General features: G+C 57.0%; 18 protein-coding genes. 7 read left to right on the forward strand and 11 right to left on the reverse strand.

Annotated elements, in window-relative coordinates:
- Positions 1-98 precede the first annotated feature (98 nt).
- The 4 genes from E4T21_RS20175 (at position 99) to E4T21_RS20185 (ending at position 3962) form a co-directional block, all read left to right on the forward strand.
- Positions 99-1589, forward strand: a complete 1491-nt coding sequence (locus E4T21_RS20175; protein WP_149286738.1) for a CoA-acylating methylmalonate-semialdehyde dehydrogenase — start codon at positions 99-101, stop codon at positions 1587-1589.
- 80 nt (positions 1590-1669) lie between these two features.
- A complete protein-coding gene (locus tag E4T21_RS21570) occupies positions 1670-1801 on the forward strand; it encodes a hypothetical protein (RefSeq protein ID WP_275898209.1) in 132 nt (43 codons plus the stop codon).
- 86 nt (positions 1802-1887) lie between these two features.
- A complete protein-coding gene (locus E4T21_RS20180) occupies positions 1888-3450 on the forward strand; it encodes a sodium/proline symporter (protein WP_205423423.1) in 1563 nt (520 codons plus the stop codon).
- Positions 3447-3962 carry a hypothetical protein gene (locus E4T21_RS20185; protein WP_149286739.1) on the forward strand — a complete coding sequence of 172 codons (516 nt, stop codon included), beginning with the start codon at positions 3447-3449 and terminating at the stop codon, positions 3960-3962. The genes E4T21_RS20180 and E4T21_RS20185 overlap by 4 nt, the downstream gene beginning before the upstream one ends.
- Positions 3963-4018: 56 nt before the next feature.
- Here the strand turns inward: E4T21_RS20185 and E4T21_RS20190 are convergent, their stop codons facing one another.
- From E4T21_RS20190 to hemN, 4 genes are all read right to left on the reverse strand, one after another.
- Complete coding sequence (locus tag E4T21_RS20190; protein ID WP_187775051.1) at positions 4019-5797, reverse strand: DUF4153 domain-containing protein; 1779 nt, start codon at positions 5795-5797, stop codon at positions 4019-4021.
- Between the two features lie 136 nt (positions 5798-5933).
- A complete protein-coding gene (locus E4T21_RS20195) occupies positions 5934-6749 on the reverse strand; it encodes a ribonucleoside-diphosphate reductase (RefSeq protein WP_149286741.1) in 816 nt (271 codons plus the stop codon).
- A 57-nt stretch (positions 6750-6806) separates the two neighbouring features.
- Positions 6807-8918 (reverse strand): adenosylcobalamin-dependent ribonucleoside-diphosphate reductase, encoded by a 2112-nt coding sequence (locus E4T21_RS20200; protein ID WP_149286742.1) that lies wholly within the window; start codon positions 8916-8918, stop codon positions 6807-6809.
- A gap of 276 nt (positions 8919-9194) precedes the next feature.
- A complete protein-coding gene (gene hemN, locus E4T21_RS20205; RefSeq protein ID WP_149286743.1) occupies positions 9195-10580 on the reverse strand; it encodes an oxygen-independent coproporphyrinogen III oxidase in 1386 nt (461 codons plus the stop codon).
- 385 nt (positions 10581-10965) lie between these two features.
- On the opposite strand from hemN, the gene E4T21_RS20210 reads away from it, so the two are divergent.
- Both E4T21_RS20210 and E4T21_RS20215 read left to right on the forward strand, forming a co-directional pair.
- On the forward strand, positions 10966-11415 hold the full coding sequence (locus E4T21_RS20210; RefSeq protein ID WP_149286744.1) for an Rrf2 family transcriptional regulator: 450 nt from the start codon (positions 10966-10968) through the stop codon (positions 11413-11415).
- Positions 11416-11509: 94 nt separating this feature from the next.
- Positions 11510-12088, forward strand: a complete 579-nt coding sequence (locus tag E4T21_RS20215; RefSeq protein WP_149286745.1) for a hypothetical protein — start codon at positions 11510-11512, stop codon at positions 12086-12088.
- A gap of 31 nt (positions 12089-12119) precedes the next feature.
- Here E4T21_RS20215 and phnE (E4T21_RS20220) read toward each other — a convergent pair whose 3' ends face one another.
- From phnE (E4T21_RS20220) to phnD, 4 genes are all read right to left on the reverse strand, one after another.
- Entirely contained in the window at positions 12120-12923 is an 804-nt protein-coding gene (phnE, locus tag E4T21_RS20220) for a phosphonate ABC transporter, permease protein PhnE (protein ID WP_149286746.1), read from the reverse strand.
- The gene (gene phnE, locus E4T21_RS20225) at positions 12917-13711 is read right to left on the reverse strand and encodes a phosphonate ABC transporter, permease protein PhnE (protein WP_149286747.1); all 795 of its coding nucleotides are present in this window, start codon (positions 13709-13711) and stop codon (positions 12917-12919) included. The genes phnE (E4T21_RS20220) and phnE (E4T21_RS20225) overlap by 7 nt, the downstream gene beginning before the upstream one ends.
- On the reverse strand, positions 13711-14496 hold the full coding sequence (gene phnC / locus E4T21_RS20230; protein WP_149286748.1) for a phosphonate ABC transporter ATP-binding protein: 786 nt from the start codon (positions 14494-14496) through the stop codon (positions 13711-13713). The genes phnE (E4T21_RS20225) and phnC overlap by 1 nt, the downstream gene beginning before the upstream one ends.
- A gap of 64 nt (positions 14497-14560) precedes the next feature.
- Complete coding sequence (gene phnD / locus E4T21_RS20235) at positions 14561-15559, reverse strand: phosphate/phosphite/phosphonate ABC transporter substrate-binding protein (protein WP_240349229.1); 999 nt, start codon at positions 15557-15559, stop codon at positions 14561-14563.
- Positions 15560-15705: 146 nt separating this feature from the next.
- Between phnD and E4T21_RS20240 the strand changes: the two genes are divergently transcribed.
- Positions 15706-16302: a histidine phosphatase family protein gene (locus E4T21_RS20240; RefSeq protein WP_149286749.1), complete on the forward strand. Its 597-nt coding sequence runs from the start codon at positions 15706-15708 to the stop codon at positions 16300-16302.
- Between the two features lie 190 nt (positions 16303-16492).
- On the opposite strand, the gene E4T21_RS20245 is transcribed toward E4T21_RS20240, so the two are convergent.
- The 3 genes from E4T21_RS20245 to E4T21_RS20255 form a co-directional block, all read right to left on the reverse strand.
- On the reverse strand, positions 16493-17233 hold the full coding sequence (locus E4T21_RS20245; protein ID WP_149286750.1) for a 16S rRNA (uracil(1498)-N(3))-methyltransferase: 741 nt from the start codon (positions 17231-17233) through the stop codon (positions 16493-16495).
- On the reverse strand, positions 17233-17742 hold the full coding sequence (secB, locus tag E4T21_RS20250) for a protein-export chaperone SecB (protein WP_149286751.1): 510 nt from the start codon (positions 17740-17742) through the stop codon (positions 17233-17235). The genes E4T21_RS20245 and secB overlap by 1 nt, the downstream gene beginning before the upstream one ends.
- A 115-nt stretch (positions 17743-17857) precedes the next feature.
- A complete protein-coding gene (locus E4T21_RS20255) occupies positions 17858-18280 on the reverse strand; it encodes a rhodanese-like domain-containing protein (RefSeq protein ID WP_149286752.1) in 423 nt (140 codons plus the stop codon).
- Positions 18281-18715: the final 435 nt, after the last annotated feature.

Genomic DNA, 18715 nt, shown 5'->3' on the forward strand with positions numbered 1-18715 from the left:
ACTGAAAATCGACAGCCTGTGGACAGCTCTTATACCGGTGATCCACAGAGTTATCCACAGACTCGCGACACATTCACAAGAACTCAAGCGGACTCTTCATGCAAAACACCATTACCCACTGGATCAACGGCGAGCACATCACCTCCGAGCGTACCCTGCCTGTCACCAATCCTGCTGACGGCACCACCATTCGCCAGGTGGCCGACGGAGACCGCCATACGGTGCAAATTGCCATTGAAGCAGCTCAAGCAGCGTTTCCCGCCTGGCGTGACACCCCTCCGACCAAGCGCGCCCAGGTCATGTACCGTTTCAAGGCATTGCTCGAGCGCGATGCTGAACGCCTGGTTCAGTTGATCAGCGAGGAACACGGCAAGACCCTGGAAGACGCCATGGGCGAACTGCGCCGGGGGATCGAGAATGTCGAATATGCCTGCGGCGTACCAGAACTGATCAAGGGTGAGTATTCGCATAATGTGGGCCCCTCCATCGATGCCTGGTCCAATTTCCAGCCGCTTGGTGTGGTAGCGGGGATCACTCCCTTCAACTTCCCGGCCATGGTGCCGCTGTGGATGTATCCCATGGCGATCGCCTGCGGTAATACCTTCATTCTCAAGCCTTCGGAAAAAGACCCCTCGGCCGCCATGGCCGTGGCAGAACTGTTGGAAGAAGCGGGCCTGCCCAGAGGGGTGATCAACGTGGTCCATGGCGGTCGCGAGTGCGTGGAAGCCCTGCTCGATGCCCCCGAAGTCAAGGCGGTATCATTTGTCGGTTCCACCCCCATCGCTGAGTCCATCTACACCCGTGGCGCAGCATCCGGCAAACGTGTTCAAGCCCTGGGTGGTGCCAAGAACCATGCGGTGGTGCTGCCTGATGCCGACATCGAGAATGCCGCCAACACCCTGATGGGTGCCGCCTATGGCAGTGCAGGCGAGCGCTGCATGGCGATCTCTGTCGCGGTATGTGTGGGCGACGGAACTGCCGAACGGCTGATCGAATCCATGCAGCCAAAGATCGCCGCCCTAAAGATCGGTCCCGGCACTGAGAAGGGGCTCGACATGGGCGCCCTGGTTACCGCCGAACATCGCGACAAGGTGCTGGGCTATATCGAGTACGGCCTTCAGGAAGGTGCGAAACTGGTCGCCGATGGCCGCGGACTGGTCGTCCCCGGCCATGAGGATGGCTACTTTGTCGGTGGTTGCCTGTTCGACAAGGTCACTCCGGAGATGCGTATCTATCGCGAGGAAATCTTTGGCCCAGTGCTTTGCATTGTGCGAGTGGACAGCCTCGATGAAGCCATAGCCCTGACCAACGCCCACGAATACGGTAACGGCACTTGCCTGTTCACCCGCGATGGCGAAGCAGCCCGCCGCTTTGCCGATGCCATCGAAGTTGGCATGGTCGGCATCAACGTGCCGCTGCCTGTTCCCGTGGCTTATCACAGCTTCGGCGGCTGGAAGCGTTCGTTGTTCGGTGACCTTCACGCCTATGGACCCGACGCGGTACGCTTTTATACCCGGCGCAAGGCAATCTCCCAGCGCTGGCCCTCAAGCTTTGAGACCAGTCAGGCGGAGTTCTCCTTCCCATCCTGATCAGTATCCATGATCCATATCGGCCTCGCTCTGCGGGGCCGATGCCATACCGGACACATGATAATCACAAGGAGATAAGCATGTTCGGACTCCCCACCTCCACGACCTGGCTGGTCATCGGCGTTCCTTTGTTCTGGGTTCTCTACACCTTGGGCTTCCTTTGGGTGACACGTGGCTGGCCCGGCCTCAAACGTTCGGAAAGTGAACACTGAAACAAGGCCACATCTCACCAGCGAGTGATAGCCGCACTGCGATAAGAACAGAGTAATAACAACAATGCTCCAGGAAGGAGACAGAAGTGAACACTACCGTCCTGCTTTTTCTTGCCCTGTACTTCATCGCCATGCTGGCGGTGGGCGTCATTTCCATGCGCCGAGGAGGCTCCAGCAGCATGGAAGGCTACTACCTCAGCGGACGCAATGTCGGTCCACTGGTCACTGCCATGACCATGCAGTCCACCTCAATGAGTGGCTACATGTTTCTGGGTGCCGGTTCTCTCGGCTACACCCAGGGCTATTACGGTTTCTGGTATGCCGCAGGTGATATTGGTGGCGGCGTTGTCAATCTTTCAGTGCTTGGCCGCAGGATGCGCAAGCTGTCCCAGATCATGGGCGCACTGACATCCATCGAGTATCTCGAGAAGCGCTACCCCAGCAAATGGGTTCGGCTGATTGCCGCGACTCTGTCTGTCTTTCTGCTGGGAGCTTATGTGCTGGCACAGTTCATTGCCGGCGGCAAAGGTCTGGAGCTTGTCACAGGCCTGCCCTATGAAGTGGCCCTGAGCATCGCCGTGGCGGTCATCCTTGCCTATACCCTTATGGGTGGCTACGGTGCCGTGGCCTATACGGATCTGCTGCAGAGCTTCGTGATGATCATCGGCATCATCTGGATCCTGGCTGCTACCCTGCAGGAGGTGGGGGGCCTGACCGCCGCCAATGAAGCCATTGCTGCTCTGGACCCAACCCTGCTCAGTGTCTGGGGCAAAGATCTCGCCTTCGAAGGCCAGTGGGGTATGGTACTCGGTGCCTTTCTGATCTTCTCGATCGGCTACATGGGCTGGCCTCACGTTGTCACCCGACACATGGCCATGCGCAACCCTTTCCACGCTCGTCGCGCCGGCGTCTATGCCACCTTGTGGAACCTGATCTTCGTCAGTGCGCCTTATATTCTCGGCACCCTGGCCATTCTGGTTCTGCCTGACCTCGACGACCCCGAGCAGGCCATCTTCTCCCTCGCCCAGAATCTGCTGCCTGCGGCAGCCGTCGGTATCGTGATGGCCGCGATAATGGCGGCCATCATGTCCACTGCAGACTCCATCCTGCTACAGACAGGCAGCATCGCCGCCCGGGATATCTACGAGCGTTTCATCAATCCGGACATGGGGGAGCGCCAGATGGTACGGGTATCCCAGCTTATCGTCCTGGTACTGGGAGTGGTGTGCGGCATCGTGGCTATCTTCGAGCCTCCTGCGGTCTTTTCCATCGTCGTATTCACTACCTCGGTACTGGGCAGCGCCTTCCTGCCGGCCTACGTCGCTGCCGTCTGGTGGCGCAAGGCCAATACTCCAGGGGCGCTGGCCTCGATGATTGTCGGAAGCGCGGTGGCCTTTTTCTGGCAGTACCTGGCGCTAGATAGCGTGACAGAGCTGCATCCCATGCTGGTCGGTGTAGTGATGTCCAGCCTAGCCATGGTGATCGCCAGCCTGCTGACTCAGGCCAGCCACCCCGTACCAGAACATATCCTGCGTGCCATGGAAGAAACGGCTGAGCTACGCCCGCTGCCACGCTCCCTGGCATCACAGCAGAGTTTCGAACTGGCCCATGAAGCCATGACGCTCAAGACCCATGGGCGCCAGGCATGAAGCATGTCATAGAGCTGTCGGACGATATCGGTAGCGAAGAAGCCTGGCTCAAGGCCAGGCTTCCTCTGGAAGGCCTTGAACGCCGATTGGCGATGGTCGATCCAGGCCTGCGCATTCTCGATATCGAACCTGTCGGCTTTCCCTATCTGCTGTTCCTGTATCGCTGGGAGTCCCGACGCTGGGGAACCCTGCGCCAGGAACTGATGAGCTGCCTGGTGGATCGCTGCCAGGGAGTCAGCACGACGCTGGAAGGTGTCGAATTTGGCGACCCTCTGGCCTCGGCCACCCTACCAGCGCCAGAACTGGAAACACCGCCGCTTGAGCGCAAGGCGCGCCAGCATGTCATGCAGGTGCGTCGCCACCGCCTCAAGCGTCGGAGTGCAGCAGAACTGGAACTGGCACGCGCCCAGAACATCCGAAAGCCGCTATGGCGTATCCATGCCCGGCATGGCCAACATGGTGAGCTCGACTTGCTGATCGATGCCATCAACGGTGGTTACTATGTGATGTAGGATCATGTGATGTAGGACCGGCTGATGTGGGGCCAGTTAAACCAAGACCTGAGCTCTCACTGGTCATTCAGTGAACGTTTGCTGTCTGGCCGGACGCTAAGCCTCGCCTTGCCAATCTGCAATTCGCGCCAGCGTGGCAAGACCGGTACCAGCTCGCTCGAGGGAATGTTCTCCGATAGCGCAGGACGGTCATCCCCTTCCTGCTGCGGGCCATCGATGCTCATGTCCAGCGACCACCACCGTTCCGCTTCCTGATGCTCGGTTTTCCCGGGCTCTGATTTGAGATGCCCTGATTTGCGATAGAACAGACGCGCTTCGACAAAAGACGAATGATGCAGAACCAGCAGATAGTCAGTTTCACCGTCACCATTCAAGTCCACAGGCAACAACTGGGCTGCTGTGGTGTATCCGTGATCAAGTTCATCCGCCAGGTCACGGCTCAACGCCTCCCATAGCCCCTCGGGCACCCCTTCCTTCTCCAGGCCGAAGCTGGCAAGTGCCTTGCCCTGCAAGTCGGAAGCATCACCATCATCATCAGAGGCTGCCCCCAGCAGGCGGTCTATGCGCAAGGCTACCCGGGGATGGCTGTCGGCATAACGTTCACGCAATACATGCAGGGCCTGGTCGCCAGGGATCGCCAGGTGGTAACGCAGATAAGTGTAATCGAATTCCTCGACATCGATCTTGCCGCTGTCCAGACGGGACAACTGGCTGGCCAGGGAGATCTTGCGGAAGTCCACCAGCGGAGAATTGACCAGCAGCATGCTCAGCATGACAACCAGGCCGAAGGCAATGTTTATCCTTCCCACACCACGCATCCAATCATCGCGCCGGCGCAGCATGTTCTGGCAGTAGCCAATGCAGAATAGCGAGAGCAGCGCCCAGATCATAAATGCCCAGCAACGCTCTACTGTCCAGCCATACTGGGCAACGCGTAGCCACAGGCCATAGCCACTGATGGCACAGTAGATGGGCAGCAAGGCGATCGAGACATAGATGGCACGATGTAGCCAAAGTGGGTAATCACGGCGCTCGGGTTCGGCCTGATAAACGACATTGGTGAAGAACAGCATCAAGGCCAGCAGCCACAGCACCAGGAAGCTGCCACCCGATGCCCAGAGCGGACCCAGCCCGGTGAAAGCCAGTGCAACCAGAAACAGCACACTGACCAGACACAGGATGACAAGGATGATCCTGGCCAGGATGTGCAGAATCCCCACGATGGTATCGAACAGGTTCGACTGGCGACGTAGCAGGGCGATTCCCAGGCCATGGGCAACGGACAGGACCGGATAGAGGAACCAGTGGCTGGAAAACAGATCCTGGAAGAAGTCGATATTGATAGCCGCAAACAGCTCGGCCCACAACAGCAGCAAGGCACTGACACACAACGAGAACAGCAGCGCCAGTATCACGGTCAAGGCCGTACGCCAGGAGTCGCGGAACAGAATACGATATTCCAGGGGACCGCCGCGGCTCACTTGCTGAATGTACAGGACCACCTTGAAGGTGGCGATGGCCAGTGTCATGCCCAAGCCCGGAACCAGGTCGAGGCTATCCACATGCTGCTGGGTGCCCGTGTAATAGCCGAGCGTTCCTACCACCCCCGTGTACAGGCACGTCCACAGTACAACTCTTGCCGCCTGTTCACGGGTATATGTCAGCAGCAGCACTTCCGGGCCGAAGATCACCATGCTGTACAGGGCGATCAGCCACCCAGGAGACACGGCAGGCCAGACTTCGAGTTCCAGCGATTGATGCAGCGCCAGTAGCGCCAATCCCTGAAACAGGGCTAGCAGGATGAGAGTCGGTGTCAGGCTGGGCTTGTGGTCCATCCTTGGAGCACTCCTGTGTATCAGACATGACGAATCATTGCACACCTGGGCCATGGGGCCCTAGAAAGCACAACCCCCAGCGACCTGAGGCAGGGCTGGGGGTTGTGGCATCAACGGCAGCCTGTCGCGCTAGCGATCAACCACACTTGGACCAGCCACAGCCTGCATAACAGGTCGGACAACCATCCATCATGATCAACTCACCGCGACATTCAGGACAATGGCCGACCACCGCGGGACCGTCGCCTTGCGAGTGCTCTTTGCCCTGGGAGCCATCCTGACTCTGGCCGCCTGCCTGAGCCTTGCCATCGATAGGTTCGGAAGCACCAGCCTGTGCTATTTCTTCATCCTCGACTTCTGCCGGAAACCAGCCATGGCCGGAAGCCTGGCGCCTGGCATAACGGCTGACCAGCTCTTCTACCGGGACCTGACGACCATCCTGGTCGAGGAAACCGCGACGATAGAGAATCTGCTGTATCGACCAGGCAATGGCTGCCACTTCGGAGTCGTGGAACATGGGCTTGCCCCAACGATTCATCCCACAGCGCACCAGCCCTTTATCCCATGCGACCTTGCGCAGGTCGGCCACCGCTTGAGTGACGTACCCGCCGCGAGCAGCCAAGGACAGGCTGCGCATGGTGGCAGTGATCCACTGGTGCTCACTGGACAGCTGACCGGAAGGGAAGAAAAACTCCACCGGCCGCTCAATGATCACACGCTGACCATTGAGTACACCTTCCACCGGCATGAAGGACACCAGCAGGTAGACCTTCTTGCGCCCTTCAGCACCAACGTAAGAGATTTTCTCGGATACTGCTTCCAGGGTGCCTTCAGGGCGCGAAGCAATACGCAACGTCAGCGGGTTTTCTTCAGGCAACGGTGCCGGAGGAGGCGTTTCCTGCTCCGCCTTGACCCGGTAGCCCACGATCTTCGAGTTGATTTCGACAGCCATCAGCGGGCTCCTCCAGGTAACAGATGATTCAACAGGGACGCCGACATATCGTCACACTTACCACTTGCCATATGTCCCCTCCTTCAAGGCGTCATAAAGGTTGGCGGCAGTATGCTCTTCGCCGTCGTAGACCACCTTTTCGTCACCTTTCAGTTCCACTGTCTCACCGTTTTCCAGCTCGAATACGTAGGTGGTGTTCTTGAGATCATCCTCACGCACCAGCACACCCTGGAAAGCTTCCGGATTGAAGCGGAAGGTCGTGCATCCCTTGAGGCGACTCTGATAGGCATCCAGATACAGGTCCTTGAATGCCTCGAAGGGGAATTCGGTAGGTACATTGACGGTCTTGGAAATCGCCGAGTCGACCCATGCCTGAGCGGCAGCCTGTATCGCCACATGCTGCTTTGGTGTGACCGCATCGGCCGTCACGAAATAGTCAGGCAGATCACTCTCCACCGCATCGGAACTGATGAAATGGCGATAGGCGGCCAGCTCGAAGGAAACCACTTCCACCTGTTCCTTGGTCTTCTTGCCAGCCTGGATCACATTGCGGAAGTAACGATGCGAGAACGATGGCTCGATACCATTGGACGCGTTATTACCCAGTGACAGGCTGATGGTGCCGGTGGGGGCAATGGAAGAATGATGCGTAAAACGTGCGCCATGCTCGGCCAGCTCGACGACCAGTTCCGGCTCGACTTCGGCAACCTTCTGCATATAGCGGCTATAGCGAGCATGCAGAATGCGTCCTGGGACCTTGTCGCCCACTTCATACCCATCACGCGCCAGCTCCGGACGCTCACGCAGCATCTTCGGGGTCAGCTCGAATTCTTCTTCAAGAATCGGCGCCATGCCCTTTTCCTTGGACAGCAGCAAGGCCTGCTTCCAGCCTTCCACCGCCAGTACCCGGCTGACTTCTTCAGTAAAGGCCAGGGATTCAGGCGAGCCATAGGGCATCTTGAGCATGGTCAAGGTGGAACCCAACCCCAGGAAGCCCATGCCATGCCGGCGCTTGGCTTCGATTTCGCGGCGCTGGCCTTCCAGCGGCAGGCCGCTGATCTCCACGACGTTATCGAGCATGCGGGTGAAGATAGCCACTACTTCGCGGTAAGTATTCCAGTCAAAACGCGGCTTCTTGCCGAAAGGATCGACAACGAAACGGGTGAGGTTCACTGACCCCAGCAGACAGGCTCCCTCTGGCGGCAATGGCTGCTCACCGCAGGGGTTGGTGGCTCGGATCGACTCGCAGAACCAGTTGTTGTTCATCCGATTGACCTGGTCGATCAGAATGAAACCCGGCTCTGCGTAGTCGTAGGTGGAGCGCATGATGGTGTCCCACAGCTCTCGCGCCTTGATCACCTCCACCACACGGCAGGCCACACGACCTTCAGCATCCACGGTGTAACCGTCTTCGATAACCGGCCAGTCGCGATAGATCAGCTCTCTGTCGTCCACATCCCCCTTTTCACCGCCATGCAGCGGGAAGGCCAGCGGCCAGTCAGCATCATTCTTCACCGCTTCCATGAATTCATCGGTGATCAGCAGGCTGAGGTTGAATTGACGTAGACGCCCGGCCTCACGCTTGGCCTCGATGAAATCACGTACATCAGGATGGCCAACATCGAAGGTGCCCATCTGAGCGCCACGACGACCACCCGCAGAAGCGACGGTGAAACACATCTTGTCGAAGATATCCATGAACGCCAACGGACCATTGGTGCCGGCACCGGCGCCAAACACAAAGGCCCCTTTATGGCGCAGTGTGGAAAACTCGTAACCGATGCCACACCCCGCTTTCAGCGTCATTCCGGCGTCCACCACGCTGCCGAGAATATCCTGCATGGAGTCATGGATGGTGCGGGATACGGTGCAGTTGATCAGGCTGACTGCCGGCTTGTAGCCTTCAGCCCCCGCATTGGACATGATCCGACCCGCTGGTACCGCGCCATGCTCCAGTGCCCAACGGAACTTGGGCAGCCAGTGTTCGGCCTGGTCACCTTCCACGGCAGCAAGCGCTTTGGCAACACGTTCCCAGGTCGCGCCAAGATCGGCGTCGACAGGTTGGCCGTGGCGATCCTTCAACCGGTACTTGGCATCCCATATGTCATAAGAAGGGCCCTGCATAGGTACCTCCTGCGACAACGCAGCGACCTTGGAAGATGTCGTCATTCGTATCCTCTCCGATGGATCTCGGCATGTAAACGTATAGCGAAACGGGTGTCCGCGCGAGGGCTGCGCATACTAACGCAGACCACTCACCAGCACCATATATAGTAGAAAAGTGAATAGAAAATACAACATGAAGTATATTTAGGAGAAGACGCCGGAGAAGCACCAGCCCAGCAACTGCCAGGTCCGGCACTCAGAGACGCGCCATGACCTGCTCAGAATACTGCGACATCCTGTCATGCCGCAGCCCGGATTCACCCGCTTGGACGACAGGGGTCAGACCGTGCGGGAATATCTCCCGGCCCCCTCTCCCAGATAAGCATCGAAGGCCATGGCGACATTGCGCAACATCAAGCGTCCGCTCGGTAGTACACGCAAGTACTGGGCATCAATGGTGACCAGGCCGTCATCCTGCATTTCTTCCAGCGCTTCCAGGGCCGCGGAAAAATGTTCCCGGAATATAATGTCATGACGCTTTTCGATTGCGCTGAAGTCCACTTGTCCATGGCACATCACCGCAGTGATCACATCAGCACGCAGATGATCCTCGGCGCTAAGCACATAACCGCGCAATACAGGCAGCTCACCAGCATCCAGACACTTCATGTACTCGGCAGTGGTCTTGACGTTCTGGCTATAGGCATCCGCCATCCGGCCGATAGCCGTCACGCCCAGGCCAATCATGTCGCACTCGGCTCGGGTCGAATATCCCTGGAAATTGCGTTGCAGGGTGCCATCCTGCCGGGCCAGGCTCAGCTCATCCTCGGGCAGGGCGAAATGGTCCATGCCGATGTAGACATAACCCGCCTGAGTCAGTCTGGAAATGGTCAATTCCAACAGCTCCAACTTGCGTTCAGGAGGCGGCATGTCCTCGTTGCGAATCAAGCGCTGAGCCTTGAACAAGGATGGCAGATGAGCATAGCTGTAGGCCGCGATACGATCCGGCCTCAATGCGATGACCTTTTCCAGAGTAGTGGCGAAACTATCGATGGTCTGTAGCGGAAGACCATAGATCAGATCCACCGACACAGAGGCAAACCCGGCCTCTCGAGCAGATGCCATCAAGGCCGTAACCTGAGCCTCACTCTGCACTCGATTAACTGCCCTCTGTACTCGTTCATCGAAATCCTGCACCCCGAAACTCACGCGATTGAAACCCAGTTCGCGCAGTTGACTGATCTGCTCGGTGCTGACTGTTCTTGGATCAACCTCAAGAGAAAACTCACGTGTTTCCGGTGCCGAAAAATGGAACGCGGAGGATAGGGCATCCACCAGTTCAGCAAGCTGGTCATTGGAAAGAAAAGTTGGTGTTCCGCCACCAAGATGCAATTGAGAAAGCTCTCGATTTTCATCGAACAATGCAGCCTGAAGTACAATTTCACGCTTCAGATAATCTAGATATTCTGATGCTCTCTCACGGTTATGAGTAATGATCTTGGAGCAGGCACAGTAATAGCACAGACTTTCACAGAACGGCACATGAATATAAACCGATAATGGCCGTGCGTGATGTCTATGACTTTTGCTCACTGCACGCAGGTAATCATGGGCATCATAGGCATCTTGGAAATGAGGAGCCGTTGGATAGGAAGTATAGCGAGGTCCAGGTCGGTCATATTTTTCGGCCAGGTGTCGTTGGAAGGGAACAACATCGACAGACATCAAAGACTCTCCTCGCCCCGTGTGGCAGATACCTCTTTCAGGGCAATATCCTGATCATCATGCCTCCGGCAGAATCAGGCTGCAGCGAGGCTTCGTCATGATGCTCATTGTGCCATCGAAGCAGGTGATTCGTGCCTCGCGCATAACCAGAATATGACCTGCATCAATAATGCGTCACTTATTAATCCATTACCTACCTCAAAGATGGATACTTGGCATACGCACTGACTCAGATCAGGCATTGTCTTTCTCTTTCTCGCCATACTCTGTGCCAACTTGCGCTATCTGCTCTTCCTCCAAGAGCGGGCAATGCTAGAGTCAGATTCATCCACATTGTCTTGTTAATTTTCTACTACGTTGCCTTTACGGTACCGAGATACTAACGATGCACCTCACTCGTTTTACTGATTACTCATTGCGTGTCCTCATGTATCTGGCTGATGCAGGAGATGAGCGTACTACCATCGCAGAAATTGCAGCGCGATTTTCAGTTTCACGCAACCATCTTATGAAGGTGGTACAGGAACTTAGCCGCCTGGGATATGTCTGTGCCATTCGAGGTAAACACGGTGGCCTTTCTCTCAAGCGGGCGCCTGAATCCATCCGCCTGGGCGCCCTGATACAGGATACTGAACATAGCCTGGCGCTGGTGGAATGCAGTGTCGATGAGGATAACTGTCATCTATCACCCGCATGCCGCTTCAACAGCATTGCCAGTGAAGCCTTGCAGGCTTTCCTGAAGTCCCTGGACAATTACACATTGGCCGACCTCATGGTTCCCGATTGCCGCACACGCCTGCGTGAAATGAAGCGGATCAACGTTCACGTCGAATAGACTTGGGATGACACCAACGGGGGAGCCCCCTTGGAAGGACGACAGCCCTCGCAGAGCATGCTAGCCTCGCCGCAGCTGATTTAGAGGAGTTGTCATGCATTTTCCCTTGTCTTTGGGCCAGCGCTGCCCCCGCATCTTGGCCGTACTGACCACGCTGTCGTGCATCAGCCTGGCCTCCATAGCCCAGGCCGTGAGCTTCAACACTCAGCAGCAACAACAGCATCAGGACTGGGAATCCCTGGTCGTCAGCCTTGGCCAGGAACACCATATTCGCGCGGTGGAACGGTCGAGCTATACCGATGCCATGCTCAGTATTAACGCCACCCCCGGGCGTTGTACCCAGCACTGGCTGGAAATGCGTTCAGACCTGGGTGAACAACAGGCTGTCTCGGGCCAGGTCAACGAAGTTCCTGCCGATGTACTGATCGATGAGAACTCCGCCATGACCGGGCGCGTGGCCTTGTCCACCGAGCGTGGAGATGATGGCCTCTACTTGCGCTTCCACGATATCGACATGCCGTTGCTGGAAGCTCAGATGAGCACCGGACAACAGCTCCACTTGCGTATCCGCATGAGCGAAAACCTGGACGACTACTGGTTCATGACCTTCTCGTTGAGCGGTGCCAACGAAGCACTTTCACGCATGCGAGAGCTGTGTCAGTCCAGCCGCTGACGCATCATTAAAAGCTTACAACCCCCTTTATCTACAGCACTTTACGTCGCAATAAACTGGTAATGGCTTCACCTATCAATACCAGCAGGATGATGGCGCAAAGAATGGTGGCTACGGTCGGCCAGGCAAAAGTATCAATGGCACCTTGCAGGATCACGCCGATGCCACCGGCACCCACCAGCCCCAGCACCGTGGATTCACGGATGTTGATATCCCAGCGCAGAATGATGATGGCAAAGAAAGCCGGCATCACCTGGGGGACCACGGCATAAAGAATCACTTTGGCGCGCCCCGCTCCCGTAGCCTCCATTGCCTCTACCGGCTTGCGATCGATTTCCTCGATGGCTTCTCCCATCAATTTGCCGACGAAGCCGATGGAGCGGAACATGATCGCGAGTATTCCTGCCAGGACGCCCGGACCAAAAATGGCGACGAACAACAGCGCCCAGATAATGGTATTCACAGAGCGACTGGCCACCAGAATGAAGCGCCCAAGCCATAGACAGGCCTTGTTCGGGGTGGTGTTCTGGGCCGCGATATAGGACACCGGCAATGCCGCAAAGATGGTCAGTGCAGTGGCCAGGGTCGCGATATGCACTGTCTCGACCAGAGCGGCAAAGATGTCATTCGCTCGGCGTAGATCCGGCGGCCACATCCGTTCGAGCAGACCATGTATCTGCACCGGCGCATCCCATACCCATGGCCAGTAGATGTCCACATCACGTACGGCCCAGACCATGATGGCCGCCACCAGCAACATGACAGCCAGGCGCATCCAGCGTTCACGCCGGTCGTAGCGTGCCCAGACACGCTGTTCCATCGGCTCCATCACCATACGCGTTTCCTCACCCAGCCACTGATGCCTTCGCTGACCAGAATCACCACGATGATTACCAGCAGGATGGCAAAGGCAAAGTCATAGTCATAACGACCGAAGGCGTTCATCAATGTGCTCCCTATCCCACCGGCACCCACGATGCCTACCACCGCCGATGCTCGCAGATTGCTGTCTAGCTGATACATGGACAGGCCAATCTGGCGTGGCAGAATCTGGGGAAAAACCGCAAAGATGAGCGTCGACAGATAACCCGCCCCTACCGCACGCATGGCCTCGACCTGTCCCCAGTCGATTTCCTCGATTTCTTCCGCCAGCAGCTTGCCAACGAAGCCAATGGAATACAGCGTCAGTGTCAGAATCCCGGCGAGAGGCCCAAACCCCACCGCCTTGACGAACAGGATGGCAACGATCACCGGATGGAAACTACGCGCAACGATGATGATGGCGCGCCCGATCAGGTAAACCGGGCGAGGCACGATATTGCGGGCCGCCATCACAGCGAAGGGAATCGAAAGCAGCACGCCCAGCAAGGTCGCCAGCAGTGCTATCTGAAAGCTTTCCTTGAAGCCATCCAGCAGGAGCTGATAGCGATCGAAATCAGGTGGCAGCCCTCCGCCAAAGATACGTACCGCTCGGGGCAGGCCTTCACCGATACGTTGCCAATTGAATGGCAGGGTTGCCAATGCCCAGCCCAGGTAGGTGAGCACACCGATAATCAGCGTCCAGCGTAGCCAGGGGTTGGTAATGAAAGGCTGCCTGCGCCAATGATGAGGAGTGCTCGACATCAGACATTCTCCTCTGCAGGGGTCGGCGCCAGGGTTTCATCCGGCGCCTCGATTCCACCATAGACTTCGTCCAGAGCGGCCTTGTCAAAGCGCTCAGGAGGGCCATCAAAGATCAACCGGCCATGGCGCAGCCCAACGATACGCTCGGTATAGGCCCGCGCCTGTGCCACATTATGGATATTGATCAACACTGGCAGAGACAGCTCACTGGCCAATGAGCGCATCAGCTTCATGATCTGCTCACTGGTGACCGGATCCAGAGAGGCCGTGGGTTCATCGGCCAGCAGAATATCCGGTTCCTGCATCAGTGCCCGCACCACACCCACCCGTTGGCGTTCTCCCCCGGACAGTTCATCGGCACGCTTGTTGGCGTATTGCGCAATGCCAACCCGCTCCATGAGCTGGAAGGCACGCTCGATGTCCTTCTGGGGGAAACGACGACGCCATGCCTGCAGGAAAGTCACATAGCCCAGCCGTCCCGCCAATACATTCTCCATGACGGTCAGGCGATCGATAAGGTTGAATCCCTGGAACACCATGCCAATACGACGACGTGCATTGCGCAGTGCCTGCCCCTTGAGGGTGGACAGTTCTGTACCATTGAGCTTGATCGAGCCAGAGGTGGGCTCGATCAAACGATTGATACAGCGCAACAAGGTACTCTTGCCAGCGCCTGAAGCACCGACAATGGATACGACAGAATTACCCTCGACGGAAAGATCCAAGCCTTTCAAGACTGGCTCATCATGACCGTAACGTTTGACCAGCTGAGAAATCTCGAGCATTACGACTCCTGGCCCATCGGCAATGGCTGGCCTCTGTATGAAGCAGAGGCCAGGCTGTTTTGGATCATTCCAGATTGTCAGGGGTATAGGTCACACCATTGGCTTTCTGAATGGTGCGAATCACGTTCCACTGGTCCTTGTAGGTAATGGGGATGAACTTCTCGACGCCATCGAATTCCTCCCCCAGTTCAGTACCCGAAAAGTCGAAGCTGAAGAAGGCTTCCTTGATCTTCTCTACCAGTCCCGGGTCCAGGTCATGGGCATAGGTATAGGACGTGGTCGGGAAGCGATCGGACTCGTAGATCATGCGTACACTGTCTTCGTCATAGAGATCGCGAGCCGCCATGCGTTCCACCACTTCAGATGCCACCGGCGCAGCATCGTAGTCTCCCGCTACCACACCAAGCATCGACTGGTCATGACTACCGGAATACGTCACCTCATAATCCTTATCGGGCACCACGCCTTGATCGGGGAACAAGGCCCGGGGAGCCTGGTTGCCGGAATTGGATGTCGGTGAGGTATGAGCGACCCGCTTGCCCTTGAGATCCGCCAGGCTCTGGATATCCGAGTCCGCCTGGGTGTAGACCTGCAAGGTGTAGCCAAAACTCCCATCATCAGAGCCCATCAGAGCAAATGGCACGGCTCCCGCCAGATTGACGGCAAAGGGGGTAGGCCCCGTGGAAAAGCCAGCGATATGCAGACGCCCACTACGCATGGCCTCGACCTCGGCAGAGTTGGACTGCACGGCAAAAAAGCGTACATCCTTGCCCGTCACCGACTCGAGGTGATCAATGAAAGGCTTCCAGATATCCGCATATATGGCCGGATCTTCCACCGGGGTATAGGCAAAGATAAGAGTGTCTGGATTGACGAACTCTTCGGGATCAGCGGGTGCATCCGCCACCAGGTCACCATCGCGGTCACAGTACAACCGGTCGAGTTCCCCTCGCGGACAATCTTCGGCATAGGCAGTACTGAACGTCAGCCCCATGGAGGCAAGAAGAGCGGCACAGACAGCCGCACTCGGAAGCAGGCGAACCTGCCAGGACAAATATCGCATGGCGTGCCTCATTAATTGTGTGTTGTAGTCTATCGTGATGGTTATACCGGCCGGGATGGCAGGCCAAGAGTTCGAAGACGAACGCCTCCGCACAAATATGTGCGATTACGAACATCCACCTCTTCAATCTAGAATGTGACAATCCGATGTCAAACACTCCGAGCCTGGATTTCGCACAGCTCCATAACCACTACCTGCTGATGCGGCACGGCCATAGCCAGGGCAATGCCATGGGACTGATCGTATCGTCTCCGGAACATGGCCTGGGTGGCTATGGCCTGTCGACCAAAGGACAAGAGCAAATTCTCGTGCGCTTGGCGGAATGGCACCTGGCCCCTCCCGAACGCGTCCTGTATTCCGACTTTCTACGAACCAAGGAAACGGCACTCAGAGTAGCCGAGCACTTTGATGTTCCTTCGGCCCCAGAGCCCCGTCTACGTGAGCGATTCTTTGGAGAGCTCGATATGCTGCCGGATTCCGCTTATCAGCAGGTATGGGACGAAGATGCCAGGAACCCTGACCATACCGGCGGAGGAGTGGAAAGTGTGCGTCAGGTAGCCAACAGATTGATTGAAGTGATCCAGGAACTAGAAAAGGGCTACCAGCAAGCCACATTACTCCTGGTCAGCCACGGCGACCCACTGCAGATTCTGCTGACAGCCGCCGCCGGACATGACTTGCGCAGCCATCGGGAGCATTTTCCTCTGGCGCCGGCGGATATCCGTCCTCTGATTGGTCACTAGGCAAACGCTGAAACAGTCTGGTGCCCATCACCTTATTGGCCGTGGTTGTGGACAGAGTTGTGAGTTAATCCCGTAACTCTTTGTGGATAAGCTGTCATCAACCTGCGGAAAAGCGCTCCACAAGCCTACTTCCCTGTTGAATACAGCGAGAAGAAGCCTGTGGAAAAGACATACAAAGAAGGGTACCGCTTCAGAGATCTCCGAACCTGGCCTGCAACAGGCTCAAGGCCACCACGGGAGCGGTTTCGGTGCGCAGAATGCGCGGACCTAACGTCAAGGCCACAAAGTCGGAGGCTTCAGCTGCTTCGACTTCCCTGGCAGAGAGGCCGCCTTCAGGACCAATCAGGACACAGACAGAGGTCACCGACGCGGTGCGCTCAAGGATGCCAGGCGTTCCGGGGTGCAGCACCAGCCTGAGCGACTCGTCACGGGCCGCCAGCCACTCTGCAAGCGGTAGAGGGGCATGCACCTGAGGGACACTGGCTCGGCCACACTGTTCGCAGGCACTCACTGCCACTGCCTGCCAATGAGCCAGCTTCTTTTCCTCGCGCTCACCTTTGAGTCGCACATCACCGTGTTCGGTGTACAAGGGAGTAATCGCCGCAACACCCAGTTCCACTGCTTTCTGGATGGCATAATCCATGCGATCCCCCTTGGAGATCGCCTGTCCCAGATGCACCGCCAAAGGCGATTCGCCTTGCCCTTGGCGTACTTCCTTTACACGGGCCACGACGCGCTTGCGATCGACTTCCGTCAGTTCTGCAGCCGCCTCCTGGCCAGCGCCATCAAACAGCACCAGGGGCTCTCCAGCCTTGAGCCGGAGCACACGCCCCACGTGACGGGCAGGTCCCTCGGGCAGAACGACGTCGCCGCCAGCAACGAGCGTGGCGGCAACGTGGATGCGCGGCCCTTGAAAGACAAGGGCTGTCATCAGTGAGTTGAAGCCTGCTCGGCCTGCTGCTGTGCACGCGCCTTCTTCTGCGCATACAGCGCTTCGAAGTTGACCGGAGCCAGCATCAACGGCGGGAAGCCACCGCGGTTGACCAGGTTGTCAATGCACTCGCGGGCATAGGGGAACAGCACATTGGGGCAGAACGCACCCAGAGTATGATCGAGCTGATCGCCTTCGATACCGGAGATGCGGAACAGTCCAGCCTGCTCCACCTCAGCCAGGAAGCATGTGGTACCACTGTCTGCGTGAGTGACCTGTGCAGTGACCTTGACCACGATTTCGTACAAGTCTTCACCAACGTTCTCACTGCGCGTATCCAGGTCCAGCGCCACCTTGGGCTTGAACTGCTGGGCGAAGACCGACGGAGAATTAGGAGCCTCGAAGGAAATATCCTTCACATAGATACGCTGCAGGGAGAACTGCAGCTGCGGCTTCTCTTGCTGACCTGCGGCCTGTGCACCGGCGTTCTGGTTGTTGTCTTCCGACATGAAACAGATCCTTTCGTCGTAGCTATGAAATAATAGGCGATGAAATAATGGGCGATGATGTCACGCCGCCACAGGATAAACGAGCAGTCCTGTATGGGAGGCCTGTAACAGGCTCCTACTTCTTGACGATGGGCAGACTATCGGCCTGCCACTGGGTCATACCGCCTTTCAGCTTCAGTACCTTTTCGAAGCCAGCTTTCTTCAGCTTGGCCTGCACAGCTCCTGAGCTTTGGCCATGCTTGCATACCACAACAATGGGCTTGCTCTTGAGCTTGTCAAGTTCAGCCATACGGTCGTCAAGGCTGCTCTGGGGAACATTGCGAGCACCGGCAATATGGCCCGCCTTGAAGTCATTCTTATCGCGAATATCCAGGATCACCGCATCTTCGCGGTTGACCAGCAGGGTCGCTTCATTGGGAGTCACTCCCCCGGCATTGGCGTTGCGCAGTTCATACAGTAACCAGGCAGTCAGTACGGCAAGGAAGGCTGCCACCAACACTGGGTGATTCTGCACAAATTCGAACAGCTGATCGATCATGGGCTCGGCTAATCTCTTTTCAGTACTGAAGAATGAACACTCACTAGGCTTTGTGTGAAAAGTCGGCGAGCGATGATCAGGCAAGACGGAATCGATCGAAAAAGCGGAGTTTACAGGGTGTAAATGAGCATTTTGAGATCGATTGACTCGCTTCACTCGCCCTTCGGGCCAGCCTTCGGCCGTTGTCTCCGCTTCGCTCCGGCTCAACGCAGCATGAGCAAGCGCAGGCACTTTTCGTACAGAGCCTAACACGGCATGATGCCGTCAAGGGTGCCTAGTATACATGAGCCTCAGCACTATCCACTGCGCACTCAGCCCCTGCTGCAGAGTGACCTTCAAGCCCTCGCGGCATGACGCTTGGCACCACCGTGCGATATGATGCCGCAAGGAGACGCGACTCGCGACCCCCAGTGCCACGAGATAGACGATACCAGG

This window comes from Halomonas binhaiensis (assembly GCF_008329985.2).
GTDB lineage: Bacteria > Pseudomonadota > Gammaproteobacteria > Pseudomonadales > Halomonadaceae > Halomonas > Halomonas binhaiensis.